The organism is Kribbella sp. WER1 (genome assembly GCF_054189145.1).
In genome coordinates, this window is sequence record NZ_CM135186.1 from 5,317,793 (window position 1) to 5,343,490 (window position 25,698).

General features: G+C 67.7%; 23 protein-coding genes. 12 read left to right on the forward strand and 11 right to left on the reverse strand.

Annotated elements, in window-relative coordinates; translation table 11 throughout:
- Window positions 1-207 precede the first annotated feature (207 nt).
- The 6 genes from ACXJJ3_RS25825 to ACXJJ3_RS25850 form a co-directional block, all read right to left on the reverse strand.
- Window positions 208-1,233 (reverse strand): LLM class flavin-dependent oxidoreductase, encoded by a 1,026-nt coding sequence (locus ACXJJ3_RS25825; RefSeq protein ID WP_458164427.1) that lies wholly within the window; start codon window positions 1,231-1,233, stop codon window positions 208-210.
- On the reverse strand, window positions 1,230-2,600 hold the full coding sequence (locus ACXJJ3_RS25830) for a condensation domain-containing protein (protein ID WP_458164428.1): 1,371 nt from the start codon (window positions 2,598-2,600) through the stop codon (window positions 1,230-1,232). The genes ACXJJ3_RS25825 and ACXJJ3_RS25830 overlap by 4 nt, the downstream gene beginning before the upstream one ends.
- Window positions 2,597-4,177, reverse strand: a complete 1,581-nt coding sequence (locus ACXJJ3_RS25835; protein WP_458164429.1) for an amino acid adenylation domain-containing protein — start codon at window positions 4,175-4,177, stop codon at window positions 2,597-2,599. The genes ACXJJ3_RS25830 and ACXJJ3_RS25835 overlap by 4 nt, the downstream gene beginning before the upstream one ends.
- 2 nt (window positions 4,178-4,179) lie before the next feature.
- Window positions 4,180-4,434 (reverse strand): phosphopantetheine-binding protein, encoded by a 255-nt coding sequence (locus ACXJJ3_RS25840; RefSeq protein ID WP_458164430.1) that lies wholly within the window; start codon window positions 4,432-4,434, stop codon window positions 4,180-4,182.
- Window positions 4,435-4,964: 530 nt separating this feature from the next.
- Window positions 4,965-6,233, reverse strand: a complete 1,269-nt coding sequence (locus ACXJJ3_RS25845; RefSeq protein ID WP_458164431.1) for a condensation domain-containing protein — start codon at window positions 6,231-6,233, stop codon at window positions 4,965-4,967.
- 34 nt (window positions 6,234-6,267) lie between these two features.
- Entirely contained in the window at window positions 6,268-6,549 is a 282-nt protein-coding gene (locus tag ACXJJ3_RS25850) for an acyl carrier protein (RefSeq protein ID WP_458164432.1), read from the reverse strand.
- Window positions 6,550-6,834: 285 nt separating this feature from the next.
- Here ACXJJ3_RS25850 and ACXJJ3_RS25855 point away from each other — a divergent pair, with 285 nt between their 5' ends.
- The 4 genes from ACXJJ3_RS25855 to ACXJJ3_RS25870 all read left to right on the forward strand — a co-directional run bounded on the left by ACXJJ3_RS25855 (window position 6,835) and on the right by ACXJJ3_RS25870 (window position 10,756).
- The gene (locus ACXJJ3_RS25855; RefSeq protein ID WP_458164433.1) at window positions 6,835-7,935 is read left to right on the forward strand and encodes a hypothetical protein; all 1,101 of its coding nucleotides are present in this window, start codon (window positions 6,835-6,837) and stop codon (window positions 7,933-7,935) included.
- Between the two features lie 677 nt (window positions 7,936-8,612).
- On the forward strand, window positions 8,613-8,894 hold the full coding sequence (locus ACXJJ3_RS25860; protein ID WP_458164434.1) for a phosphopantetheine-binding protein: 282 nt from the start codon (window positions 8,613-8,615) through the stop codon (window positions 8,892-8,894).
- Window positions 8,891-9,277, forward strand: a complete 387-nt coding sequence (locus tag ACXJJ3_RS25865; protein WP_458164435.1) for an AraC family ligand binding domain-containing protein — start codon at window positions 8,891-8,893, stop codon at window positions 9,275-9,277. Before ACXJJ3_RS25860 ends, ACXJJ3_RS25865 begins: the two co-directional genes overlap by 4 nt.
- A 216-nt stretch (window positions 9,278-9,493) precedes the next feature.
- Window positions 9,494-10,756, forward strand: a complete 1,263-nt coding sequence (locus tag ACXJJ3_RS25870) for a hypothetical protein (protein WP_458164436.1) — start codon at window positions 9,494-9,496, stop codon at window positions 10,754-10,756.
- 147 nt (window positions 10,757-10,903) lie between these two features.
- Here the strand turns inward: ACXJJ3_RS25870 and ACXJJ3_RS25875 are convergent, their stop codons facing one another.
- From ACXJJ3_RS25875 to ACXJJ3_RS25885, 3 genes are all read right to left on the reverse strand, one after another.
- On the reverse strand, window positions 10,904-11,023 hold the full coding sequence (locus ACXJJ3_RS25875) for an ATP-binding protein (protein ID WP_458164437.1): 120 nt from the start codon (window positions 11,021-11,023) through the stop codon (window positions 10,904-10,906).
- Window positions 11,024-11,043: 20 nt separating this feature from the next.
- Entirely contained in the window at window positions 11,044-11,373 is a 330-nt protein-coding gene (locus ACXJJ3_RS25880; RefSeq protein WP_458164438.1) for an ATP-binding protein, read from the reverse strand.
- Window positions 11,374-11,656: 283 nt separating this feature from the next.
- Window positions 11,657-11,863 carry a hypothetical protein gene (locus ACXJJ3_RS25885; RefSeq protein WP_458164439.1) on the reverse strand — a complete coding sequence of 69 codons (207 nt, stop codon included), beginning with the start codon at window positions 11,861-11,863 and terminating at the stop codon, window positions 11,657-11,659.
- 185 nt (window positions 11,864-12,048) lie between these two features.
- Here ACXJJ3_RS25885 and cysC point away from each other — a divergent pair, with 185 nt between their 5' ends.
- Window positions 12,049-12,606: an adenylyl-sulfate kinase gene (gene cysC / locus ACXJJ3_RS25890; protein ID WP_458164440.1), complete on the forward strand. Its 558-nt coding sequence runs from the start codon at window positions 12,049-12,051 to the stop codon at window positions 12,604-12,606.
- Window positions 12,607-13,499: 893 nt separating this feature from the next.
- Window positions 13,500-14,624, forward strand: a complete 1,125-nt coding sequence (locus tag ACXJJ3_RS25895; RefSeq protein WP_458164441.1) for a cytochrome P450 — start codon at window positions 13,500-13,502, stop codon at window positions 14,622-14,624.
- 950 nt (window positions 14,625-15,574) lie between these two features.
- Here ACXJJ3_RS25895 and ACXJJ3_RS25900 read toward each other — a convergent pair.
- Both ACXJJ3_RS25900 and gntD read right to left on the reverse strand, forming a co-directional pair.
- Window positions 15,575-16,852: an MFS transporter gene (locus tag ACXJJ3_RS25900; RefSeq protein WP_458164442.1), complete on the reverse strand. Its 1,278-nt coding sequence runs from the start codon at window positions 16,850-16,852 to the stop codon at window positions 15,575-15,577.
- Between the two features lie 30 nt (window positions 16,853-16,882).
- The gene (gene gntD / locus ACXJJ3_RS25905) at window positions 16,883-17,902 is read right to left on the reverse strand and encodes a guanitoxin biosynthesis L-enduracididine beta-hydroxylase GntD (protein WP_458164443.1); all 1,020 of its coding nucleotides are present in this window, start codon (window positions 17,900-17,902) and stop codon (window positions 16,883-16,885) included.
- 437 nt (window positions 17,903-18,339) lie between these two features.
- Here gntD and vioD point away from each other — a divergent pair, with 437 nt between their 5' ends.
- The 6 genes from vioD to ACXJJ3_RS25935 all read left to right on the forward strand — a co-directional run bounded on the left by vioD (window position 18,340) and on the right by ACXJJ3_RS25935 (window position 25,226).
- A complete protein-coding gene (gene vioD / locus ACXJJ3_RS25910; protein ID WP_458164444.1) occupies window positions 18,340-19,467 on the forward strand; it encodes a capreomycidine synthase in 1,128 nt (375 codons plus the stop codon).
- Window positions 19,464-21,431, forward strand: coding sequence for an amino acid adenylation domain-containing protein (locus ACXJJ3_RS25915; protein WP_458164445.1), 1,968 nt, complete (start codon window positions 19,464-19,466; stop codon window positions 21,429-21,431). Before vioD ends, ACXJJ3_RS25915 begins: the two co-directional genes overlap by 4 nt.
- Entirely contained in the window at window positions 21,428-22,321 is an 894-nt protein-coding gene (locus ACXJJ3_RS25920; RefSeq protein ID WP_458164446.1) for a transglutaminase-like domain-containing protein, read from the forward strand. The genes ACXJJ3_RS25915 and ACXJJ3_RS25920 overlap by 4 nt, the downstream gene beginning before the upstream one ends.
- Before the next feature lie 482 nt (window positions 22,322-22,803).
- Window positions 22,804-23,697 carry a sulfate adenylyltransferase subunit CysD gene (gene cysD, locus ACXJJ3_RS25925; RefSeq protein WP_458171946.1) on the forward strand — a complete coding sequence of 298 codons (894 nt, stop codon included), beginning with the start codon at window positions 22,804-22,806 and terminating at the stop codon, window positions 23,695-23,697.
- Window positions 23,697-24,992 carry a sulfate adenylyltransferase subunit 1 gene (locus tag ACXJJ3_RS25930; RefSeq protein ID WP_458164447.1) on the forward strand — a complete coding sequence of 432 codons (1,296 nt, stop codon included), beginning with the start codon at window positions 23,697-23,699 and terminating at the stop codon, window positions 24,990-24,992. The genes cysD and ACXJJ3_RS25930 overlap by 1 nt, the downstream gene beginning before the upstream one ends.
- A 72-nt stretch (window positions 24,993-25,064) precedes the next feature.
- On the forward strand, window positions 25,065-25,226 hold the full coding sequence (locus tag ACXJJ3_RS25935) for an FAD/NAD(P)-binding protein (protein ID WP_458164448.1): 162 nt from the start codon (window positions 25,065-25,067) through the stop codon (window positions 25,224-25,226).
- The last annotated feature ends 472 nt before the right edge of the window (window positions 25,227-25,698 follow it).

Sequence of the window (25,698 nt, forward strand, 5' to 3'; positions counted from 1 at the left end):
CAGGGCTTCGTTGTGGTGGACATCCAGGCCGCACGCGCCACCGCGAACGTCGTGCTGCTTCACCGATCCTGCGGCCCGCATCGTGGCACGCGGCCCGGACGGCCACTTCGTCGCCCACACCCTCGAAGTGTTCGGCCCCGTCATGCAGTCTGAGGCACGTCTGCAGCTGTCGGGTAGCGCCTTGACCAGGACGCAGGCCCCTGGGATTCAGCCGTCCAGGAGGCGCAGCAGGTCTCGGACCCCTTCGAGCCCCGAGGCCTCCGTCCCGATGGACACGCGGTCCACGCCGAGCGACCGCAGCTGCTCGAGCCGGGACCGCACCCGGTCCGGCGTACCTGCCACGAGGAAGCGGTCGCCGAGGTAGTCCCAGGCGCCGGACATCCGCGCGGCATCGAGGTACCAGCGCTTCCTGGTGGCTGACTGCATGCCGTGATTGCCGACGTCGTAGGCCCCGGCGAGCTCCGCCACTCCGGCGCGCAGCTCGTCGGGGATGGAGGACAGTCCTGCCTTACCGTTGACGAGGTGGTGGGCGGCCCAGGCAACCAGCCATCCCGCGCGTACGACGGCGCGTTCCTCGTCGTCGTCAACCACAATCCCACCGGCGTTCCACCAGAGCTCGAGCTGAGGCAGGCCGGCGGCGGCGCGTGACGGCGCCGCCTCCGCGACGATGCGGTGAGCCAGCTCGACCGAGGCGCGGTCGAAGCCGATCCCGACGATGGCACCGTCGGCGATCCGCGCCGCGAGGGCGAGCGAGCGCGGCCCGTGCGCGGCCAGGTAGATCGGGGGACTGCTGGTTCCCGACCGCTCCATCACTAGCTCCTGACCTCGCCACGCCGCGCGGCCGTGGTGGAGCAGCGCGCGCACGCAGCCCATGTACTCCTCGAGCGTGCCGAGGGTGGCACGCTGACGGCCCAGGTTGACCACTCCGCTGTCCCCGGTGCCCACACCCAGGAAGCTCCCACTGGGGCTTGCATGGTGGAGGCTCGCGACGGCCGATGCGGTGACGAGCGGGTGCCGCGTGACGGGGTTTGTTACCCCGACCCCGACGGGGCAGGTGGTCACGCGCTGAGAGAGCGCGCCCAGGGTGGTCCAGCAGTCGGCGTAGCGGCTAGGGGAGTCCCAGACGCTGACCCGCGCGGCACCCCACTCGACCAAACTCTCCGCCTCCTCGACGGTGCGATGGATGCCACGCGGATTGATGCTGACATCGACGTGGGTGCGCGCAGAGGTCATCGCACCGCCCGAGCGACCGAATCGTCGTAACCGACCTGCCGGTCGGGATCGTGAAGCAGGAGGCCAAGGAGGTCGAGGAAGTCGTGGGCCATCCCCGCGATGGTCTCCTCGTCGAACAGCGCTACGGCGTAGCCCCACTCGATGAACATCTCCGCGGACCGTTCGGCGCGGCCGCTGCCTTTGGCGTCGAAGATGTTGACCTGCAGGTCGAACTTGACCCGCAGGTTCTGGCCGACCTCCACCCGCGCGTCGGTGCCCGGTAGTTCGTAGGTGTTGGTCGTCAGGTAGGACATCGCCACCTGCGCGAGCGGGTGCCGGTGCGATGACCGGGATGGGTTGAGCGCCCGGACCACCTCCTCGAACGGGAGGTCCTGGTAGGAGTATGCATCGATGTCGACCTTGTGCGTGCGACTCACCAGCTCGCGGAACGACGGTGTGCCTGAGGCGTCGATCCGGAAAACCAAGGTGTTGACGAAGAAGCCGACCACACCGTCGAGGTCGCCGTCAAACCGTCCGGTGACGAAGCCTGCGACCGTGAGGTCGTCACCGGCGCCGCGCTGCGCCAGGAACGCGACGAGCGCCGCCTTGAGGAGGGTGAAGGGCGCAACCCGTTCGGTTCGGGCGAGCTCCATGATGCACTCGCGAGTCTCGTCGGGTACCAGCAGTGCCACGGTCGCGCCACGTGTGTCCGGGACGGCCGGACGCGGCCGATCCATCGGCAACGGTGTCTCCTCGGGCAGCCCAGCGAGACGTCCGACCCAGTGGTTCAGTTGGCGTGCGGCCAGGCTGCCTGGGTCGCGGACGTCGCCGAGGAGCTCACGCTGACGGGCGGCGTAGTCGCGGTAGTGGAGGCCGAGGGGCTGCCACGAGGGCGCGCTCCCGGACCGGCGCGCGACATAGGCCGCGCCCAGGTCGTCGAGGAGGGGTGGCAGGGAGGCCTCGTCCACAGCGATGTGGTGGATCACAACGACCAGCACGGCACCGGAGCTATCTTCGCTGGAGAGCAGCCACGCGTGGAGCGGGAGCTGGTCAGCGAGCTCGAAGTCGTGCTGCGAGACCTCGCGCACCCGATCGTCCCGCCGTGCCTCAGGGCCGGTCTCGACGGTGAGCAGGCCAGGCAGAGTCGCGGGCTCCCAGACCGCCAGCTGGGCGCGTCCGCCGACGTCCGCGTAGCTGGTCCGCAGGATCTCGTGGCGTGTGACGATGTCGCGCAGGGCTGCGTGCATGGCCGAGGCGTCGACCGGGCCGGGGAACCGCACGACGAGCGGGACGTTGTACTGGGCATCGGGCCCGGTGATCTGGGTCAGCAGCCAGATGCGCGCCTGGCCGAAGGACAAGGGGACGTCCGGGACGAGACGGTGGTTCACAGGATCGCCTCTTCACTGCTCCGCGGTGAGCCTGTGGTGCCACCGAGCCCGTGCTGGTCGCCGGTGAGGCTGGTGCGGTCGATCTTGCCATTCCTGGTCCGGGGCAACGAGCCCAGCTCCACAACCTGCGAGGGCAGCATGAACGGTGGCAGCGACCGCGCGAGGAACTCCTGGTAGTCGGCCGCTCCGATGCGTCGCGTTGCGACATAGCCGACAAGTCGCTGGTGCGCCCCGGTGCCCTTGACGACGACGCACGCGTCGGCGACGCTCGGGTGCGCGCGCAGCGCAGCCTCAACCTCGCCGAGCTCAACGCGGAAGCCGCGGAGCTTCACCTGGTCGTCCATCCGGCCCAGGAAGTCGACCGTCCCGTCGTCGCCCCACCGAGCGAGGTCCCCGGTGCGGTAGAGCATCCGCCGTGCGTCGAGGGGGTCGGGGACAAAACGCTCCGCTGTCAGCTCGTCCCTCCTGACGTATCCCCGTGCCAGGCCGTCGCCACCGATGTGCAGCTCGCCAACCTCTCCCCGTGGGACGCGGTGTCTATCCTGCAGGATCGCGACCTGGGTGTTGGCCACAGGCCGCCCGATGGAGAGCCGGCCCGTGGTGAGGTGCCGGGGCTGGACGTCGAGGCCTGTGCTGAAGGTCGTCGCCTCCGTCGGGCCGTACATGTTCAGCACCCGCGGGCCACCGGCGCCGAGGACGGCCCCGACCGCTCCGGGGTCCAGCACGTCGCCACCGACGAGCACAGTGCCGATCCCGTTGAGGGCGGCTGGTGCCTCGTAGGCGTGGGCGTGGAACACCGCGGGCGTGAGGAAGAGCACCGAGACCGAGTGCTCGCCCAGGAAGTGCGTCAGCTGCTGGTGGACCAGCATGTCGTCGGTGTCGAGGCCGACGAGCGTGGCGCCATTGAGCAGAGCGCCCCAGATCTCGAAGGTGGAGGCATCGAAGCTGGCGTTGGACCCGTGGGCCACAACGTCGTCTGGCCCGAGGCGCACGTAGTCGGTGTTGACGACGAGGCGGCTGATCGCGCGGTGCGTGATGGCGATGCCCTTGGGCCGGCCGGTGGACCCCGAGGTGTACATCACGTACGCCGTATCGGACGCGGAGCCGGGGAACACCGGAGGCGCACCGGCGGCGTCGCCGATACGCTCGGCCGCGCCGGCGTCGATGACCGGCACGCCCGGCCCCGGGTCCTGGTCGCCGGCGACCAGGACCGCGGTGGCGTCGCTGTCGGCCACAAAGAAGGCGTTGCGTTCAGGCGGATTGAGGTCGTCGAGTGGAAGGTAGCCGGCACCGGCCATGAGGATCGCGAGGTAGGCCACGATCCGCTCGATCGTGCGCCCCTCCTGTACCGCGACGACGTCGCCCGGAGCTACACCACAGGCGCGCAGGCCGTGGCCGAGGTGAGTCGCTCGGTCGACCAACTGGCCGTAGGTCAGGGCGTCACGTGAGGCGACCACGGCGCGAGCGTGCGGGGTACGGCGGGCCCATGCGGCAACCTGCGCGGGCAGCGTGTCGTCGCGCGGGTAGGGCCGTTGCTCTCCGTGCTCGAGCTGTGTCAGCTCACGGCTGCTCGGCACGGTCAGTGCGTGAGCGGCGCGCGGCCGCTCACGGCCTCAGAGATACCTCGCGGTGTGCGCGCAGTAAAGATGTCGCGCAGCGAGATCGGGATGTCCAACTGGTCGCGCACCTGGGCGACGACGCGGCCGGCCAGGACCGAGTGACCGCCGAGGTCGAAGAAGTCAGAGTCGGCGTCGACCTCCTCGACTTCGAGGACGGAGCGATAGGTGTCAACGAGGCAGTCGACCACTTGGCCGGATCCTGCGGCTTCTGGCATGGTTCCTCCCTCCCGGGCAGCACAGCAAACTTCGCACGCCCCCGCACCCCGAGGTACTGACACCCATCAGTACCGGGAGTGCCGCATCGCTCGGGTGCTCGTTGACACGTCGTTCCAGCACAAGGAGCACCAACCATCCTCGGCTTCCGGGTGAGGCAGAACCCCATCCAGCCCTGAGCTCGGAGCGAGAGCGGATCCTCGCTGCGCTTTGGGACGAGGCGGGCTCGCTGTCGACCGTCGTCGCGTTCGCTCTCACCGGTACCCTCGTGCTCAGAGTTCCCGCGACTCGCTGCTGATGGCGCTCTCGCTCGGGTGGGCAGCCAGGAGGAGCAGGCCATCGAAGCGTGGTGCGAGGACCGCGAGTCGGGGATGACCGCTGAGAACTTCGCCTGGCTCGACTGCACGGATCGGCGACGGCTAGCTAGCCGGCCCGGCGCGACGCCTGCGCGAGGAGCTGCTCGGTATCCAGCACGGGCACCCTGCCTCGACGAGTTGGGATGATGCGCGCCATGCACTGAGCCCGGGCGGGCTCAGGCCTCGTCGAGCCCGGCCACCGCACGCGCCGCGGCGAGCCGGACCAGCCGGTCGACGGAGTCGCCGGGGAAGAGGTTCCGGTCGTAGGTGGCTGCTACGTGCGGCGCCGACTCGTTAAGAGCCCAGGCGAACACGAGCGTGTCCTTCGCGCTGGATGCGCCGTCGAACACCATCTCGACCGACTCGGCCGAGATCCCGGGCAGCCGCAGGTTGGGCTCGGCGGAGTCTTCCTCGGTCACGCCGAGCAACATCCCGGCTGCTCGAGGGGACGCGAAGGGCGTCGACCAGGCGTCGCCGGCGATGCCGAGCGGCAAAATGTGGTCGGAGGTCTGCACGCTGCGCTGGAGGACGTCGCGCACGGTGTCGAGGTGGGACCTCGAGGTGTCCCTCAGGTGGACGGGAACGCCAAGCGTGAAGAGGCCGAGCGTCTGGTAGCTGGCGGGCCTGAATCGTCCGTGGTGGCGGAAGGCGAGGCCAACGGTATCGTCGCTCGACACCTCCTGCATGCCGCTCATCGCGGCCGCGGCGATCACGGCGAATGGGGTGGCGCGTGCCTGACTCGCGGCTGCACGGACCCTCGCCCGGGCGTCGGGCGGAAGGTCGAGTTCGAGCGTCGTCATGTCCGGCTCGGCATCGGACTCACCGCGGAGCGAGAAGCCCGGCGGGATGGACCCGAACTCGCCGATGTAGCGAGTCCAGAACTCCCGACGGTCGCGACCCCATGCGCCGGCGAACTCGTCACGCATCGTTAGTGCGAAGTCTCGGTAGGTCGCGCTCTCCGTCGTATCGGCCACGGTGCCTTCGAGCGCCTGGCGGTACTGGACGTTGAAGTCCCGCAGGAGATAGCGCCAGGACATCTCGTCGCTGATGATGTGGTCTACAGCGATCCCCAGTAGGTGCCGCTGGTCGTCCTGCTGGACGAGGACAATGCGCGCGAAGCGGTCGCCGGCCAGGTCGAAGGGGGTCGCCAGGCTGCGGCGCAAGATCGCCGCCGCCGTCTCGTCGGTGTCGGCGGTGTGGAGTTCGACCTCGGCAAGAGGATCACGGTGCGTGAGCGCCTCGACGGGCGAGGCGTACGTGCGACGCATCGCGTCGTGGCGCAGGCACACCCGCCGCCAGGCGTCGCGGACGGCATCGACGTCGAGCGGACCGGTCAGCCACCAGATCTCGTAGAGAAGGTTGTGCCAGTGCGAGAAGGCACCCCGCAGCCGCGCCTCCTCGGCAAGTGATGTCGGGCCGCGGTAGACAGCACGATCGATGCTCACTGCGCGGCTCCCGCCGCGCGGGCGTCGTGCGGGCTCAGGACGAGGATCCATCCGTGCTTACCGTGGACGCTCCCGAAGTGCCGTACAGGAGCGTGGCCAGGCTGCGTGGCGTGGTGTGGGTGAAGACGTCGCGCAGGCTCACGCTGGTGCCGAGCTGCTGGTAGATCTGGCCGGCGACCTGGAGGACGTGCAGCGACGTGCCGCCGTTCTCGAAGACGTCGGAATCCTCGTCGAGGCCCGGCTTGTCCAGGGCCTGTCGCCAGATCTCCGTTAGGTCGGCGATCTGATCGGGCTGCACGTCGCTCGGTCGGTCCATGCGCGGGAGCTCCTCGTTTCACCGTCAGACATCGGAGCGCGGACTCGTCGAGTCACGCTGGTCGTCGACGCTACGGCCCGCCCGACGGGCCCCGTACTGACATCGGTCAGGGCTGCGGGTCGGCCGGGCCCCGCATCCTGGCACCCTGACAGGACTGGGGTCGGGGACGACGGCCAGTCTTGCAACCGGTTGGAGGTACCCATGTCGTCGAGGCTTCCCATGTTGAGCGCCCAGTTCGCATTCCTGATGGAGGGAGAACGCACGGGCAGGAGGGGCAGCGTATGCATGCAGTTCTCGGCGTTGCCGGGGAGCCTGGTGGCCCGCGACGTCGAGGAGGTGCTCGCGGCGGTGGCTGCCACGAACCCCGCGCTCTGCTACCGCCCGCGGTTCTCGCGGGGCGAGGCCGGCCAGGAGTGGGTGCCGGGCTGGTGCGACTTCGCCGAGATCTGGGCTGAGTCGGAGGGAGCCGCGGACCGCGACGTCGTGCACCTGGTCGCAGGGTTCGAGAGCGATCGGGGCGGTGCCCCGATCGGGGCTCGGCTGATCCGTTCGCCCACGGGCGAACGATTGGCCCTCGTGCTGGACCATGCCCTTGTCGACCAACAGTCGTTGCTGCTGGTGATGCGTCAGCTCGCCGCCCCTCGCGCCTCCAACCCGGGCGAGCGCGAGCGCTTCGAGGAAGCGGTCCACGACCGGTTCGCATTTGAGAGCGCGGCCGCAGACGGCGCCTCGGTCGTGTTCTGGGGGGACCGGCTCGCGTCGGCAGGCGGAGCGCTCCCGCGCGTGCGGCAGGGAACGGCCACGACCGTGCCGACGGTGGCTCTCCAGAAGGTCACGGTGCCGCAGGGGTTCCGGGGCTCGTTGTTCCCCTACCTCCTCTTCTCCCTGCACCGGACCATCCAAGACGTCCTGCCCGGTTTGGGGGCGTCCGTCCTCGGTTACCCATGGGGTGGGCGCGACTCGCGCGTGGCCGATCTGGTCGGGTGCTTCATGAACACCGCGGTCTCGCTGGACATCACCGGGGCGCGCATGGGCTCGCGCGACGCGACCGCCTTCCGGGATGCCTGGTTCGATGAGCTCGACCACATCGACGTGCCCGTCACGCGGTTGATGGGGCTCAACGCCGACTTTACCGGTGCGGTGTCGGCCTACCTCAGCTTCTCCGGTGGGTGGCTGGACACGGTGGACATCGCCGGGACCGCGGCGGTGCAGATGTCACCGGCCTACGCCGAGATCCCGGTGACCGCCACCTTCCAGGCCGCCGCGTCGGCCCGCGAGGGCGAGCTGCAGCCCTGGCTGATCGTGGACGAGTCGGTGCCGGGGTTTGACACCGACGAGCTGGGAGCGCGCTGGCTCCACTGGCTCAACGAGGTGCTGTCGGAATGACCCGATCGGGGCTCAGTCGGCCAAGGCCGACCTGATATCCGGCAGAACGGTCCACGACGGACCGCGAACCATGCTGGTGCCGTGGGCGCTTGCCGGGTCCCGACACGAAGGATGCGCCGCCACAGTGAACGCATTCGAGCTCCGAGACATCTGTTCCTCGCCCTCCGCAACGGCCAGGACCAGCACTCCCTGGCCGGCAAGCGTGACCCGCCCCACAGGCGGACCGACGTGTCGAGGGGAGCCGGGAGCACTGCCATGAGACGCTCGAGGCAAGGTGGACGGACCTGCGGCGCGAGCGCCTGCAGGAGGGGCGCTGACAGCTCCGTGCTGATCCGCGGACGGGTGTCCGCCCAGGACGGCGAGGCCCCCGACGGTGTGGCGCTGAGCTGCGTCGGCGCCGCGATGACGTATCACGAGCTGGACATTGCCTCCGACGCGCTCGCACAGCGAAGCAGGCGTCAACGGTGGCCAGGCCGTCGTCGTGGTGATGGATGAGCTCAATCCCCTTCGTCGCACTGCTTGAGGTGCTCAAGGCAGGAGGCGCCTACCTCTACCTCGATCCGGCCGAAGTCTGCCTGCCCCGGTCGCACCGAGGCCCTGATGGCTGACAGGTGCCAGTACCGCGTCGAAAACCGCTCGCGCATCCTCGGGGAAGTCGAGCGTCGAAGGAGCCGAGCATGTCCATGTCACCCACCCCCGCGTCGGAGGATGCGTCGCCCGACGAGTCGCTCTGGCTCCGGGTCTTCAAGGACGTGCTCGAACTCGGCGACCTCACCGAGGACAGTGACTTCTTTCAGTCGGGCGGCTACTCCCTCCTCATCCCGCAACTGATCAGCCGCTACGAGGAACTCGCGGGGTGGCGGCCGCCGGCGCGCCTGGTGTTCGAGTTCGGCTCTCCGCGGGAGCTTGAGAGGGAGATGGCCGCGAGGAGCGAGGCGACCGAGACGGCTTCCCCGTGACAGGCGACCCCCGCCCGGCGCCGTGGCGATGCACGGCGAAGGAGGCCGTGCAGATCAACAAGCACGGGATCGACCTGACCATCTACGCCCCGGCCAACCCGTCGGCTACCGTGGCGAGGATCGAGGTGCAGCGGGGGCATTTCCAGGAGTTCTACAACACCCGCAGTACGTACCTCTACTATGTAGTCAGGGGCAGCGGCACGTTCTATGTCGATGACCAGCCGCACCAGGTCGGACCTTCCGACCTGGTCACCGTGCTCCCCCGGAGCAGGGTCCACTACTTCGGCAGCATGGAGCTCGTGCTCACTGTCGCTCCGGCCTTCGACGAGCGCGACGAGCACCACGTGCGGTTCATCAGTGAGGCCGAAGCCCCGCGCCGGTGACCACGTCACGGCCGCGCAGACCAGCATGTTCTTACGCTTCCACTGGAAGTGGACAATCGGGCTCACTGGGAGTAGGAGGTTTGGGATGTTGAGTCGGCGGAAGCTCACTCCGAAGTACTGGGCCGAGGCGAGTGCTTTGATGGTTGATTCCGGGCGTCCTGTCGCGGACGTTGTGGACGCTCGGTCCCGGCTGGTCGAGAATAAGGCCAGCGCCGCATGACTCAGCAAGCGAGCACGAGGCTGGAACTGCGCAACCCGCTACCAGAGGACCTGGCGCAGGAGTTGGAGCGGCGGCTGCTGTTCCTCTCCCCGGAGATCGTCGGTTTCGAGCTCCATTGCAGGGATGGGCAGGTGCACAGTCTCACCCTCACCACAATGGGGACCCCTGACATGGACCGACTGTCCGCGAAGGTGGACACCGTTGTGGACCGAGAGATCCGCCAGCAGACGGAAGCCCCGAGTAAGCGGATCTGGGAGTCCCCGCACTCGCGGACCGCGGATTCCGGCGTGTACCAACAGTTGCTGGAGCGGGACATTGTCAGCGAACAAGGTGAGGGCCAGGTAGCCATCGGCGAGCCGCTGCTGAGCCTGCTCAACTGGTTCGATCACCGGTTCCGCGGAATGCTGGACGCGGCCTTTGACGTCACCGAGTACCGCTACCCGACGCTCATCAGCACGCGAGCGTTGGAGCGAGCAGGTTACCCGGGCTCCTTCCCGCAACACCTGATGCTGGTCACTCGGCTGCACAATGATCTAGACACCTACCGGGAGTTCACTGATCGGCTGGCCGATGGCCCTATCGATGCCGCTGTTCTGGAACACTGCCGGAACATCGATTACTGTCTGCCGCCGACGATGTGCTATCACACCTTCCACCAGTACCGCGGCCGTACCCTGGAGCCGGACGGCTTGAAGGTAGTCACCTGCCGGGGGAAGTCGTTTCGATATGAGGCTGGTTACGCCACCACCCTGGAGCGGCTCTGGGACTTCACCATCCGGGAGGTGGTGTTCCTCGGGACCCGACACGAGGTCCTGGATGCCCGGGAATGCTATCTCGCCGAGATTCTCGCCTTCACCGAGGAGTTGGGTTTGGCCGGCCATTGCGAGGTCGCCAACGACCCATTCTTCGGCGGTGTCGACAGCAGCGCGCGAATCTCCTCGCAGCGGATGCTGGAACTCAAATACGAAGTCCGGCTCGATGTGGGGGACGGCCGGGACATCGCCTGCGCCTCGTTCAACTTCCACGACGCGCTGTTCGGCAAGGCTTTCGACATTCAGCTTGACGATTCAGGACCGATTCGCACCGGTTGTGTCGGCTTTGGTCTCGAGCGCTGGGTGTACGCCTTTCTCTGCCGCTACGGCGCCGATCCGGCTGATTGGCCGTCGGCAGTAGGCTTCGGACCGGCTGGTCGCGGTCTCCCTGAGGACAGGTTCGCCGGGCGGGACTCGCGGCGAGGAGCGGTTCAGGGGTGGCTGTGACGCCGTCCAGCTTCGGGGCCTGCAGGCTCCTGGTCCGCGCCGACCGGGTCGAGCGACTCGAGCGTCGACGTACAACCCTCCTGTGCCGGTTGGTGTACGGCCTGACCTGTCGGTCTGTCGGCGTGGTGATCATGGAATGAATTCGCCTCAGGTGACGAGTGTGAGACGGGTCCTTGAGTCGGTAGCGGGGCCGTCGAGGTTGAGGACGTCGCAGCGGTGCAGGAGCCGCTCGAGGATGGCGGTGGCGAGGACTTGGTCGCCGAGCATGCCGCCATTCGGTGAAGGACTTAATGCCGGTGATGATCATCGAGCCGTGTTAGTAGCGGAGGGAGACGGGCTGGAACACCATGGTGGCCTCCGCTCGGTTGAGCGGGGAGATGTCCGACCTCTAGGCGGCAACTTGCCGGTTGGACCGGCAGGAGGCCTCGGCCGCGCGAAGCCGGCGGAGGTTGGCCAGGGTGGTGAAGTAGATCGAGAATCCGGCCTGGACAGACCCCGATCGCGAGGGCGACGGCGAGAATGGTCTTGCCGACTCCGGGTGGCGCTAGCAGGACGACGTTGGACTTGGCACGGACGAACTCGAAAGTGGCCAGGTCGCAGACATTGCGGGCGTCCACACAGGCTGGAAAGCAGTTCGAAGTCGTTGAGGCTCATGTGATGGGGCAGCCCGGGCAGCTTGAGCGTGCTGCGGAACTGGCGGGCCTTACGCAGGCCGAGCTCTTCTTCGAGAGGAGTTCGACGAAGTCGAGTAACCCATCTGCGCGTTCTCGGCCTGTTCGACGAGCTCGGTGAGATGGGTACGTTCGAGTTGATGAGGTGGTCACGAATCCGGTCGGTGGTCAGGCTGCTCACGAGTGGTCACCCTCGGCTCCGTGGTGGATGGCTTGTGTTTCCCTCCAGTCAAAGGGCGTTGAGGCCGAGCGCGGCGATCAACGAGTCGGCGCCGGACTGGGTAGGGTGACCGGTGCGGAAGGTGCGGAGTTTGGTTCGCACCACCGGGCCAGCGGGCGTAGGAAACTGTTCGCAGCGTTCGACCAGTTCGACCAGTTCGCCGTCGGGAGCCGCAGTGGAAGTGTCGGCATGGTCGGCAAAGCTTGCCTTAGGCAATTAATTCTCATGGCGAGGCTGTATTCCTGCGCATAGTTCCGGAAATTCAGGCGGTTGGCGGGGCGGGTTTGCTATAGTCATCGGCTCTAGCAACTCGCATTCGAACGGTGCTCGGCCAGGTTGAAGCGCAAGTTCAGGATGGAGTGGGCTGTGACTGATCGCTGCAGTGTGTCCCTCGGTGAATCATGACGGACAGCCGGGCGAACGGGACGGATGCGGGCGCGACGATCTGGCTGACAGGATTGCCCAGCTCGGGCAAGAGCACAATTGCCAGGCACGCGGCGAAGCGGCTGGAAGGTGACGGCCATCGGGTCGAGATCCTGGACGGAGACGAGATCCGCTCGAGGTTCGGCGCCCGGGGGTTCACTCGGGCCGACCGCGACTTGAACGTTCGGCAGATCGGTTGGACTGCGGAGTTGCTGGCCCGCCACGGAGTCAAGGTGCTCGTTCCCGTCATCGCACCCTACGCCGAATCGCGGCTCGCGGTCCGCGAGCAGCACGAGCTTGCCGGCGTCCGCTTTCTTGAGGTCCACATTGCCGCACCTGTGGAAATCTGCTCCCGCCGCGACGTCAAAGGTCTGTACGCGTTGCAACGTTCAGGACAACTGACGGGACTGACTGGTGTGGATGACCCGTATGAACCACCGGAGTCTCCTGAGCTGTGCCTGCGGACGGAGGCGTTCGAGATCTACGAGACGGTCGACCAGTTGATGGCGATGCTGTCATCCCGAGGCCTGGCCTGACCTAGGAGGATCTCCTCGTACCCGGGTCCAGCCGGCAGGATCTTCGTTGCCGCCCGACCGTTTTGTCCGGCGGCGACCGCGGTTCGGGAGCGGTCCCCGGTTGTTGCCTTCGCGCCGTACCCCAGACTGTCCAGAGGCAAGCGCAGCCTCCATTGGCTGTGGGATGTGAGAAGAGCCGGCCTGGGTGTGAATGAAGGTGCCGGTGAGGTAGCCGCGGGTGCCGTCGTTGGCGAGGCCGCTCACGACGAAACTCCTCCGGCCGGGATTGTCCACGTCGAGGCCTTGTCAGCTGAACTCGCCACAGCCCATGGGCTGTGGCGAGGTTGCCGGTCCAGAGGGTCAGCCGATGGACACCGGGGACGAGTCCTCGGCCGGGTTCGTCTGTCGTTGTGACACCTCATGGGCAGTGGTGTATTTGAGCGGGCCCACTCCTTTGCCGGCGTAACCGGTGATTTTCCGGCGAACTCGCCACTGACCTACTGTTTGCGTCGGGTCCTGACGGTGGTTGCGGAGCATCAGAGTCTGCGTGCTTGTCATAAACCCGCCGAAGACGACCTTCGCGACGAGCTTGTCGAAACGACCGCTCCGAGATTCGGGGGTTGTGACAGCCCAACGGATGCAGGTCGATGTGCCGGGGGCAGGGCGACCTCGGACTCGCCCCATGATGGCTCGACTGCCCATGCTTGTACGGCGGCCGCTGTGCACTCCGCCTTCAGATGCTGATTCTGCGCGAGTCACATCAAACGGAACACGGTGTCCGCGTCACATCGCTAACCCACCGCACCCACTCGCGGAATCTCTTGAGCTGCTGACATCTGCCAGTACCGGCTGGCGCGGGGGCCGCAGATGCTCGAGGAGCGTCCCACTGCGTCCAACGGGACTGAGAGGAAGACATGTTCCCGCTCTTCGAACGGCCCGGGCCCCTTGAGCCGCCATCCATCTACGAGGAGATGCGGGAGAAGGCGCCCGTGGCGCGCGTCCCCGTGCCCAGGTTCGACAACGCCTGGCTCGTCACGTCGTATGACGCGGTGGCTACTGTGCTTTCCGACCGTCGTTTCGTCGGGGCTCCACCGGCGGCCGGGGCAGAGGGTGCCGCCGACGGGCACGCCCGCGTGCGTCGGCTCGTGACCCGTGGGCTCACCGCTCGCAGGGTCGAGGCGGTGCGCCCGTACGTCGAGGAGATAGGCCGCAGCTACGTTGCCCGGATGACCGCGCAGAAGGTGGACGCGACGCAGCCCATCGACCTGGTCGAGGCCTTCTCTGCTCCTCTGGCGATCAACGTGCTCGGCGAGTCTCTCGGCGTGCCGATGGAGGAGCGAGCAGCCCTGCGTGGGTGGGTCGAGGAGGCACTGCTGATCGGTAGCGTGCCCAACGGCGAGCGCATGCGCCAGGGGGTGGCGACCCTCAAGGCTTACGTCACGGAGCTGGTGGCCGCCAAGCGCAAGAGCCCAGGCGACGATGTGCTCACCGACCTGATCGCCGTCCGTGACACCGACGACGGGCGCCTCAGCGACGAGGAGCTCACCACGCTGATCATGGCACTGCTGGAGGGCGGCTACCTCAGCCCGCGCAACGCGATCTCGGTGGCCGTCATGCAGGGCATCGTAGAGGGGCGCACCAGCGAGACCGATCCCGACGTCGACGAAGTGCTCCGGCTGCTCGCCGGACTGACGGGCGAGGCGCTGCCTCGCTGGGTGCAGCGGGACCTCACGCTCGAGGGCGAGCAGCTCGTCGCCGGCGACATGGTGCTCGCCCGCCTGGAGGCGGCCAACCGGGACCCCAAAAAGTTCCCCGACCCGCACCGCTATGTCCCAGGGCGCGGCGTCGCGCATCTGACGTTCGGCCGGGGCCCGCACCACTGCCTGGGAGCCGCCCTCGCGCGGATGGAGCTGGTCACGGCCCTCAATGTGCTCGCGCGCGAGGTGCCGAACCTCCGGCTGGAGACCACGGTCCAGGACGTGCCGTGGTCCCACGGCTTCGCCGACTCCGGGCCGGCCACCCTCTACGTCTCCTGGTGACCTGAGCCCCGCGGCTATGCCGGATGAGGCAGGCTGGGCGATGCTGGACACCACCGAGTGACCGCGCAGGACTGCTGAGCGGTTGCGGGCTGGGCCTCACCCACCAGATTTGTGAGCTGCCGAGAAGGGGCTGCCTGCTCGGCCTATCGACAATTGTGGGAGGCCCCGGCTTGCGGGCGTACGGCTGTTGCACCCGACGTGGACGCCTCATCGGTTGCTGCGGCCGATCGACGGCGTCACGCGCTTGCTGTTTCAAGCGAAGGTGGCCCCGTCCTACAACTACCTCACGTCCTAGTCGCGGGCTTGCCAGACCCAAGTGGCGGTGGCTTATCAGGCCGGACCACCGAGATCTGCCGGCGGCGGGCGTCCATGCGAGGTCCTGGCACCATCGAACCGTCCAGAAGCCCGCTGGCGTCACCCCGGGTGGTCCACCGGCTAGGTTGCCTGCGTGGGATCGGTACCTTAACCCGCTTCAGGCCGGCCGTCGAGGTCGGTGACTGGCGCCGGCTTTCCGGGAAAGGCTCGGCTCGCTCGTCGGCCTGGAGTCCTCGGAGCTTTCGTCGAGCGGGGTCTCGGTCGCAGGGAGCGATCACGACCGCAACAAGAAGACGACCATCGCCATCGGCGCGATCGCCCGCGAGCTCGCCGACTCGTCTCTGGCCGTACTTGAGAAGCAGCAACCCACGACCTGCATCGTCGACCAACCCGGGCCTGATGGCAGACCTCGGAGCGACGGTTACCCGACTATGAGCAGCGCGTCCAAGGTTCGTGACGCTCGTTGCTGGACACGCGGTTCCGGTCCTGCCGAAAGCACCAGTCTCGCGGCAGCAGTCTGACCGCGCCTCACAACGACTCGCTTACCAGGATTGGAAGCCCGACGAAGCACGGGGCGCCCTCCCCTCAACCGGGACGGGCGTGTCACCGTGCCCCATGACAAGCGGCCCTACGTATCAGTCGGCCACGACCTGGTCGAGTGGCGTGTCGAGCACGCGGAGCCCGCGCGCAACGAAGGTGCTCATGGCTATGAGGGCCAGGAGGCCGGCGAAGGTGCCGGTAGCCACTGCCGGGCCGACGGCCGAGGCCAGGAGCCCGGCGGCGAGCGCGCCGACCCACCGGATCGACGACGCGCCGAACTCGATGGCGCTCGAGGCCCGGCCTATCAGCCGGTCAGGGATGATCCGCGCCTGATAGGACGAGAAGAGCACGTTGAGCGGTGCGACGACGAACATCAGGAGCGCCATCAGGACGCCGACGGCCCAAGCGGTCGTGACCACCGCGATCCCGGCGACCGCGAGCGCCATCAGCCACGAGGCGACGATGACCAGCAGCCGACCGGGGATCGCGTGGACGATCCTGGCAGCGACGAGTGCGCCGACGAGGCCGCCGATCGCTCCGATGGCGTTGACAGCGCCGACCAGCGCCGGGCTGCCGCCACGGGCGTGCACCAGGACGATGACGAGGATCAGCAGGCCCGCTGCGCTGGCGTTGATCAGGGCGGCCCAGACCGTGACGAACCGCAGGTAGGCGTTGGACATGATGAAGCGGATGCCTCCGCCGATGCTCTTCAGCACCGGCTCGCGTGGTCCGTTCTCGTCGAGGTCGGGACCTAGCGGCCGGCGGATCATCAGCACGCCGACGATGTTGATCACGAAGGAGATCGCGTCGACCAGGAACGGCAGGAACCGTGCCACGCCGTAGAGCACGCCGCCGATAGCCGGCCCGACCAACTGGATGACCATTCTCCGGGCCTGCATCAGCGAGAAGGCGGTGGGGATCTGGTCCTCGTGGACCACGCGGCGTAGCGTGGCATACTCCGCACCACCCGAAAGACCGCCCGCGAGGCCCTGCAGGAACCCGACCAGCACGACGTGCGGGATGCTCACGTGGTCACTGAGCACAGCGATCGTGACGGTGCAGACCGCCACCGCCTGGATCGACGGACTGAGGAGCATCAGGGTCCGGCGCGAGAACTGATCCGCGAGCGCCCCGCCGACCAGCAGCGTCACCACGTAGCCGATGCTGGTCGCCGCCTCTACGGCGCCGGCACCGGTAGCGGAGCCGGTCACTGCCAGGACGAGCAGCGGATAGGCGACGACCGCCAAGGCGGTGCCGAACTCCGAGAGCGTCGCCCCGATCCACCACCCGGTGTAATCGCGGTTCCGGAACAGGAGTCCCCGGGGCTGCTGCTCGGTCTCGTGGCCCAGGACGGGCGTGGTCGGATCGTCCACGGGAAGGCTGTATCCCTTTCGGGTCGGGGATCAGAAGATGACTCGGTCCGAGCTCGACAGCCGCGCCTCGCGCGAGTTGCGAAGGTTGCGGGTGACACAGATCCGCTTGAGCCAGCGGTCGTTGCCGTCGTAGCGGGCGGTGAACGGGTTGCGGCCGTGCACAGCCTTGTGGTTGTCAACGAAGCAGAGGTCGCCGGGCTTGAGCACGACTGGCTCCAGTATCCGATCGATGGCCTCGATCAGTCCCTGGATCGCACCCCGGGCCGGTTCCTCGAGCTGGTCGACATCCATGAAATAGGGGTCGAGACACATGTAGGGAGACCGGGCAGCCCCCGAGAGGATCGGGCGCTTCTCGGCCCGGGTGTTCATCTCGCTGATCCGAGCGTAGGCGGCGTCGAGGAGTTCCCTGGTCTCAGGGGAGACATCGCGGTTGGGCTGGTTCTTCGGTAGGTGCGACTCGTCCGGCCGGATGTGGAAGAGCGGCTGGAATAGGTGATCGACGTCGACCTCGTCCCACGGGATCGAGTCCGCCATCGCGATGGTGGTCTCGACATTGTCGGGGTTGCGCAAGCACATGAGTCCGACGTAGTCGCCGCGGAACGGATGAAAGGCGTCCTCGGTGTGCCACCAGAGCAGCTGCTTGCTGCCCGAGCCGAGCTGGTCGTCCTCGTCGCTCTTGATCGGGAGCACGTCGTGCACGAGGTACCCGTCCTGCTGGGTCGACCAGCCGAATACGTCGCCGAGCAGCGTTCCGCACAGGAAGAAGAAGACCTCCTCGGGCAGGGCGGAGGAGACTGCGTCGCGATCCCGCCAGTGGGCCGGCGTGCTGCCGATGCGCCCCTGGTCGATGGGGAGTCCTGAGATCACTGCAACGCCGCTGGGCTCGGCGAGTCGGAAGTCGTTGAGGAAGCCGCGTACGCGCCGCGGGAGTTCGTGCGCGAGGACGGATGCATTGAGCAGCAGCTCGCGGTCCTCGATGGTGGTGTACTTGTCGGTGATCTCACCGACCAGCCGATGAATGGCGTCGATCTCCGAGCCGTTCAACGTCATCCGATACATACTACTCCTCGCATTGGTTTCCGGTTGTGGTCAGTGAGCTCGGGGCCGAGCCGACGGATGCCTCGGCGAGCTCGAACTGGTGCGGAGCAGGCGGGCATGGAAGCGGGTGACGACCATCGTTGTCCTGCCAGGTGTCGTGACGCCGCGATCGTAGGCGGGTTGGACCCACCCTGCGGCTGGCATTTGTCAGGGTCGCACGGCTGTCGGACGGCGCCGGACGGGTGCGCGGCGGACCCTTTCATCTGTCAGTGTCCGACCCCGTGGCACGCGGTCATACCCTGAGGAACTCGTCGCCCTATGAAGGGCGCCGACTTAATCATCAGGATCACAGGAGATCCAGTTCCAGCGCTTAATGAGCTGGACGAACAGGAGGAGGGGGCCGTGGCCCGGCAACTCGAAGTTCTGTGCGCGCGTACGGGCACCGACCGGTGACCGTGCTCAGCCGGGTCCCCGCGGCCGCGCTCGAGGACTGGTTCCGCGTGCGCTACTTCGACGCACGGGTGGACATCAGCAGCAGCGGGGTCCACCCGTACAACCTTGGCGAGGTCCGGGAGCTGACAGGCACGACCGCCGAGGAGCTCGACGAGTTGGCCTTCCGCGACTCCCCGTCGTCCGGGCAGGACAGGCTGCGCACGGCGCTGAGTAAGAGGTTCGAGCCAGGTCCGGGCCACGAGCCGCTGGTGTGCAACGGCTCCACGGAGGCCATCCTCCTGGCAGTGTCCGCCCTCGTCGGCGCCGGCGACGAGGTCGTCGTCACGACGGCGAGCTACCACGCGCTCAACGCCCTCGCTGCGTCGGCAGGTGCCAGGCTGGTCAGGTGGGAGCTCGACCTGATGGGCGGCCGGCCCGACCTCGACGCGCTCCGTTCGCTGGTCGGCCCGCGCACGCGCGCGGTCATACTCAACTTCCCGCATAATCCCAGCGGGATCACTCTCACCGCTTCTGAGTACGACGAGCTCCTCGCGATCGTCGGCAGCAGCGACGCCTACCTGCTCTGGGACGCCGCCTTCGCCGAACTGGTCCACGATGCCGAGCCCTTACCCGATCCCTCGCGCACCATCGAGCGCTGCGTCTCCTTCGGCACCTTCTCCAAGGCGTACGGCCTGCCGGGGCTGAGGGTGGGATGGTGCTTCGCTCCGTCCGCCCTGACCCCCAAGCTCGTACAAATGCGCGACTACGTCACCTTGAATACCTCGCCGCTGCTGGAGGAGATCGCGGCGCGGGTGGTCGAGAACGCCGACGCCGTGCTCGGGCCGCGACTCGCGGAGGCCCGGGCCAACCGTGCCAGCGTCGTGGACTGGCTTGCGGCCCATCGCGACATCGTGGCTGCGGTCGCCCCCGCCGGCGGCGTGACGTTCTTCCCGCAGGTTCTCGGGGTCGAGGACACCAGGCCGTTGTGTGAGGTCCTCGCTGACGAGCACGGCGTTCTCACTGTCCCCGGTGACTGCTTCGATTATCCGGACCGGGTCCGGCTGGGCTTCGGCGCTCCCGGGCCCGACGTCGCCGCGGGGCTGGCGATTCTCGCGCGCGTCGTCCGGCAGCGGAGCCGCCGGTGAAGACGAAGGGCGACGGCGACGAGGCCATGCTCTCGCAGCCGTGCCCGTTCGCACGTCCGGGAGACGCCGACCTCGACGAGGTCGAGCGCGCGGCTTGGATCGAGTTCAACCAGGCGCCGGGGAACTCGGGCGGCCACCCGTCGAGGCTGCTGCCATGGCTGGCGCGGGCCGCACGGGACCATCGCGACCGTCCCGCCGTGTCGGCCGACGGCCAGGTTCTCACCTACGGCGAGCTCCACGACCGGGCCGAGGCGCTGGCGACTCACCTCCGAGGCTCGGGGGTGGGGCCGGGAGACACGGTGGCCGTGGTCGCCACCCGGACGGTGGTGCCCTACCCGGCGCTGCTCGCCGTGATCTCGGTGGGCGCCGCATACGTCCCGCTGAACCCCGACGACCCCACAGAGAGGCTCCGGCTTATGCTGGAGGACTGCGAGGCCCTCACCGTCCTCTCCGACGTCTTGAGTGCACCGAAGGTGCAGCCGCTGACCGGCCTGGTGCCAACATGCGCCGTGCTAGACGCGGGCGGCGCCGTGGACGGATGGCAGGACTGGTCCGGGGCCCCGGCCGCAGACCGGCCCGTACCGGCGCTCGTGGAGGGAGTGGGAGCTCCGGAGGACCCCACCGCCTACGTCATCTACACCTCAGGCACGACGGGGCGTCCCAAGGGCGTGCGTGTCGCGGAGTCCAGCCTGCTCAACCTCGTGCGGTGGTTCCACGACCTGCATGGGACCGTCGCCGGTGACCGCGTGGCGCAGAACGCCCCGCTGACGTTCGATCCGTCGGTGCAGCAGATCTTTCCCGCGTGGACCGCCGGCGCCTGCCTGGTGGTCATGCCTGAGGCGGCGCTCCTCGACTCCCACGAGCTGCTGGTTTGGCTGCGCGACGAAGAGATCACGCACCTCGACATGGTCACCTCCCATTGGTTCCACCTGCTCGACGCGGCCGTATCCAACCCCGGCCTGCGCGACCTCCCGCACCTGCGGTGGACCCTGGTCGGGGGTGAGAGCTTCACATACCAGAGCACGCGACAGTGGTACGACGTCGTCCGGTCGCCCGGCCTGCTCAACAACGTCTACGGCCCGACCGAGGCCACCGTGAACGCGACCTGCATCGTCGTACCTCCCGAGCGGACGGACGGCAAGGTTCCCATCGGGAAGCCGCTGCCGAACTACCGCCTCTACGTGCTCGATGACGCAGGCGGCGTGTGCGCGGTCGGTGAGCAGGGCGAGCTCTACATCGCCGGCGCGGGGCTGGCGCAGGGCTACTGCTCGGAGGAGGCCACCCGGAAGGTATGGCTCGATCACTGTGTCTTCGGCGACACGACGGAGCGCCTCTATCGGACCGGTGACCTGGCCCGGCTGGTGCGCGACATCGACGGCACTCCGGTACTGGAGTTCCGTGGCCGGGCGGACCGGCAGGTCAAGATCTCGGGATACCGCCTCGAGCTTGAAGAGGTCGAGATGGCGGCGAAGGCGTGCAGGGACGTGCGCGACGCCGCGGTCATGACCATCGGGGAACCGCCGACCCAGCTCGTCTGCTTCGTCGTGGGCGACCTCGATGGGCCTGCGGCGGTCCGCGCCGAGCTGACAGAGAAGCTGCCTGCGTACATGGTCCCGCACATCGTCCTGCCGGTCGGCAGCATGCCGTTCACCGCCAGCGGCAAGATCGACCGGGCCCGCCTGCTCCAGCACCTTGAGCAGGTGCGCGCCGGCCAGGCGGTCCTCGGTCGGAGCCTGACGCCGACCGAGCAGGTGGTCGCAGACGTGCTGGGCCAGGTGCTCCGCGTCCCCGTAACCTCGCCGACGGCCGACTTCTATCTCCTGGGTGGGTCCTCCCTGCTCGCCTTGCAGGTCGCCAGCATGCTGCGCGATGCCGGGATGCCTGTGCGCGCGACCGACCTCCTCGACCACTCGAGCGTCGAGCAGCTCGCGGCACACCTCGACCGAGAGCGCACCGTCCGATGACTGCACGCGTGGAGGTTGCCAGCGTCCTACCACCGGCGCTCTCCTTCTATGCCAAACCGGGCGGCACCACGGACGTGGGCCGCCACCGACCGCAGGTCGAGGCGTTCCCGCACGACGTGGACCGCCTCACGGCGATCAACCACGCCCTCGTGGTGCACGAGCACATCGCACCGGCGTACGGCGTCCTGCTGACCGACGAGGACCTCGGCACCACGCGCCACCGCTCGGTCGAACGGATGCTGGACTTCGTCACTGCACGGGACGGGCGGCCGCTCGACCAGCCGCGCGCACCGACGAGCCGGATCGCCGGCAACTGCTGGCACTTCGTGGTGCTTCTCGTCGCCGCCCTGCGCGTCCACGGGACACCTGCCCGAGCGCGGTGCGGCTTCGCTGGCTACTTCAACGAGGGCCGGTTTGAGGACCACTGGGTCGGCGAGTACTGGGATGCCGAGGAGCGGCGCTGGGTGCTGGTCGACGCGCAGCTCGACGCGATGCAGCGGAGTATGTTCGAGATCGACTTCGACCACCTCGACGTGCCGCGCGACAAGTTCCTCGTCGCCGGTGAGGCATGGGCGCGGTGTCGTGCCGGCACGGCCGACCCGGAGACCTTCGGTCTGAGCATCACGGGTCGTTTTGGGGAGTGGTATGTCGCCGCCAACCTCATGCGGGACGCCGCGGCTCTGCAGCGACAGGAGATGCTGCCGGACGATACCTGGGGGGCGATGCCGGGACCGGGCGACACCGTCGACGCCGGGCTCGCGCTCCTCCTCGACGACCTCGGCACGCTAACGCAGGGGTCCGACTCAAGGCTGGCCCAGCTCGAGCGGCTGTGGGCCGACGAGCGGCTGCGGGTCCCGGAGACCCGACCGGCGGGAGCTGAGTCTGGGTGATGACCTCGGACGGACCGTCTCCGGGCGGAGCCGCCCGCAACGAGCGGTCACGGGCCGATGAAGCTGAGCTACCTGACGGAGGAGGTCCGCGACAAGTGTCCCGACCTGGTCAGGCTCGTTTGGCAGGCCGTACGTCCGCTCCTCCCGCGCGGCGCGAGGGTGGTCTGCGCGACCCCCGACGGCCAACCGCACCTGTCGCGGGTTCAGGGCGCTGGTCGTGAGCGTCACCGGCTCAGCGGGCCCGGAGTGCCTCGCGGTGCCGGGCTGGATCGATCTGGTCGTAGAGCGTCGTCTTGAGCGCCTTGAGGTCCGACAGGTCCTCGCGCCACCCTGATTGATCGGGTACTGCGCCATATCGAAGGGCGCGTCCGGGTCGTCAAACCCACAGACCCACGCCGGCCCGGAACACGCATCGGTTGTTCAGCCGATACACAAGCAGGACGCAGTATTTGATTGCCGACGATTGGATTGAAGGTGTATCGATGATTCGAGGCATTCCCTGGGCCTTGGAGAGCGAGTCCATCTTTGTCTTCCGTGAGGTTGCGGCAGAGTTTGAACGGCCGGTGATCCTTTTCTCCGGTGGGAAGGACTCGATCGTGATGCTGCACCTGGCCCGCAAGGCATTCGCGCCGGCCAGAGTGCCGTTCACTTTGCTGCATGTGGACACCGGGCACAACTTCCCGGAGGTCCTGGATTACCGCGACAACGCCGTGGCCCACCTGGGACTGCCCCTCGAGGTCGCCAGCGTCGAGGAGTACATCGCCGACGGCCGGCTGCCTGAGCGCTCTGACGGGACCCGCAACCAGCTACAGACCGTTCCGCTGCTCGACGCCATCAACGCGCACCGCTTCGACGCGGTGTTCGGCGGCGGCCGGCGCGACGAGGAGCGGGCGCGGGCGAAGGAGCGGATCTTCAGCCTGCGCGACGAGTTCGGCCAGTGGGATCCACGCAACCAGCGCCCGGAGCTTTGGTCGCTGTACAACGGCCGGCACCGGCCGGGAGAGCACGTGCGGGTGTTCCCGCTGTCGAACTGGACCGAGCTGGACGTGTGGAAGTACATCGAGCGCGAGCAGATCCCGTTGCCGACGATCTACTACGCCCACGAGCGAGACGTCTTCGAGCGGGACGGCATGTTGCTTGCCGTCGGCCCCTACTCGCAGCCGCGTGACGGCGAGACTGTTGCTCAGCGCACCGTTCGTTATCGCACCGTCGGTGACATGTCCTGCACTGGCGCCGTCGCCTCCACCGCGGCCACTCCGGCCCAGGTTGTCGTCGAGGTCGCGGCCAGTACGATCACCGAACGGGGCGCGACCCGCGCCGACGACCGGGCGAGCGAGGCCGCCATGGAAGACCGCAAACGAGAGGGGTACTTCTGATGAGCCCCCCGATTCAGCGGCAGCTGCTCCGGCTCGCGACGGCAGGTTCGGTCGATGACGGCAAGTCCACGTTGGTTGGCCGGCTGATGCACGACTGCAAGGCGATCCTCGCCGACCAGATCGCGCACGTGAAAGCCGTCTCCGAAGCCCGCGGCGGCGACTTCGACTTCGCGCTGCTCACCGATGGCCTGCGCGCCGAACGCGAGCAAGGCATCACCATTGACGTCGCGTACCGGTACTTCGCCACCGAGAAGCGCTCGTTCATCCTGGCCGACTGCCCCGGACACGTGCAGTACACGCGCAACACCGTCACTGGCGCTTCGACCGCGGATGTGATGATCATCCTCGTCGACGCGCGGCACGGCATACTGGAACAGACTCGCCGGCATCTCGCCGTCGCCAGGCAACTCGAGGTTCCGCACGTCGTCGTCGCGGTCAACAAGATCGACCTGGTCAACTACGACGAAGCCGTCTACGCCAGGATCACGAAGGAGGTCGGGCAGCACGCCGACCGGCTCGGAATCGCCGACCTCAAGGCTATCCCGGTCTCCGCGCTCGTCGGCGACAACGTCGTCCAGCAGTCAGAGCAGACAACCTGGTACGACGGGCCGACCCTGCTCGAGATCCTGGAGAACGCGTCCGGCCGATCTGACAGTTCCGGCCGCCCGCTGCGCTTCCCGGTCCAGTACGTGATCCGTCCCCAGGCCGACGACGAGTACTGCGACTACCGCGGCTATGCCGGAACCGTCGCCTCCGGCACCATCTCGGTCGGAGACCAGGTGATCGTGCTGCCGGGCGGACACCGTACGACAGTCTCCGGCATCGATTATCCGGTCGTCTCCGCCACCACGTCCGCCGTCGCCGAACAGCCCGCCGCGGTCGCCGGCGACGCGGTCACCATCCGGCTCGCCGACAACGTCGACGTCGCGCGCGGCTCGGTCATCGTCGCGGCTGACTCCTCCCCTGGCATTCGCAGGGAGCTGTCCGCCACCGTGTGCTGGCTGTCGGAGCGACCACTGGCGGTGGGCGCCCGGATGCTCATCAAGCACACCACCACAACAGCCCAGGCGATCGTCACCAGAATCGACGGTGCGCTCGATCTCGACACGCTCGCGGTCATCGACGCCACTGGGCTCAGGCTCAATGACATCGGCAAGCTGCAGCTCAAAATCGCAGCACCACTCGCCGCCGACCCGTACTTCAACAACAACATTACCGGATCCTTTCTGCTGATCGATGCTCACGAAGGATGGACGCTGGCCGCAGGCATGATCTGCGACGGTCACATTCAGTAGGTCCGTCTGATGATCGATAGGATTCGGCGCTTGTCTGCGCGGGGACTGAGACTCTGACCACGGTCAAGCTTCTTGATTCCGGCCAGGCTTGACGGTGGTGCTCGTCGATCCGGAGCTGGGCGTGGGGTCGCCGCATACTCAACGTCTGACGGACGACGCCTGTTGTATATCCCGGCAGCCGGGATGAGCGCGTTACCGGACCGGCCGGAACATTTCGTCGACTGGTCGCGCTAGCACGTTGCCTCTGGCAGATCACCTCAGTTCGGTAGCCAAGGGGTTGACACCTAAGTCCTCCTGGCCGTCGTGGACTGACCATGATTGACAGTGCGCCTCGCCCCAGATCCCTCGACCGCAGCTTGCCTGCTTTCGCGTCCGGCAGCGCACCGCTCACCGAAGATGCCTCCGGCCCAGCTCCTTGCGGCCTTGCCGAAACTTGGGGCCTGGCCACGGTACGGACGACGTTCCTGCACCGCGTGGTTGAGACGGAACCGCGCGTGTCGACTGGCTGGCCGCCGTAGATTGGACGCGGCCAGATATCGCGGGGGTGGAAGCGGCTCTCCGACAGAGATAGGCGGGAGTTCCTCTGCGATTACGGACGGACCTGGGAGACGCGTCTCCATTGGATGTGGTCACCTATGCCCGCCGGCCGGAGACACAGGGGCGCATCCGCTGCTCGTGTCATTGATGGAGCGCGGGTTGGTACGGG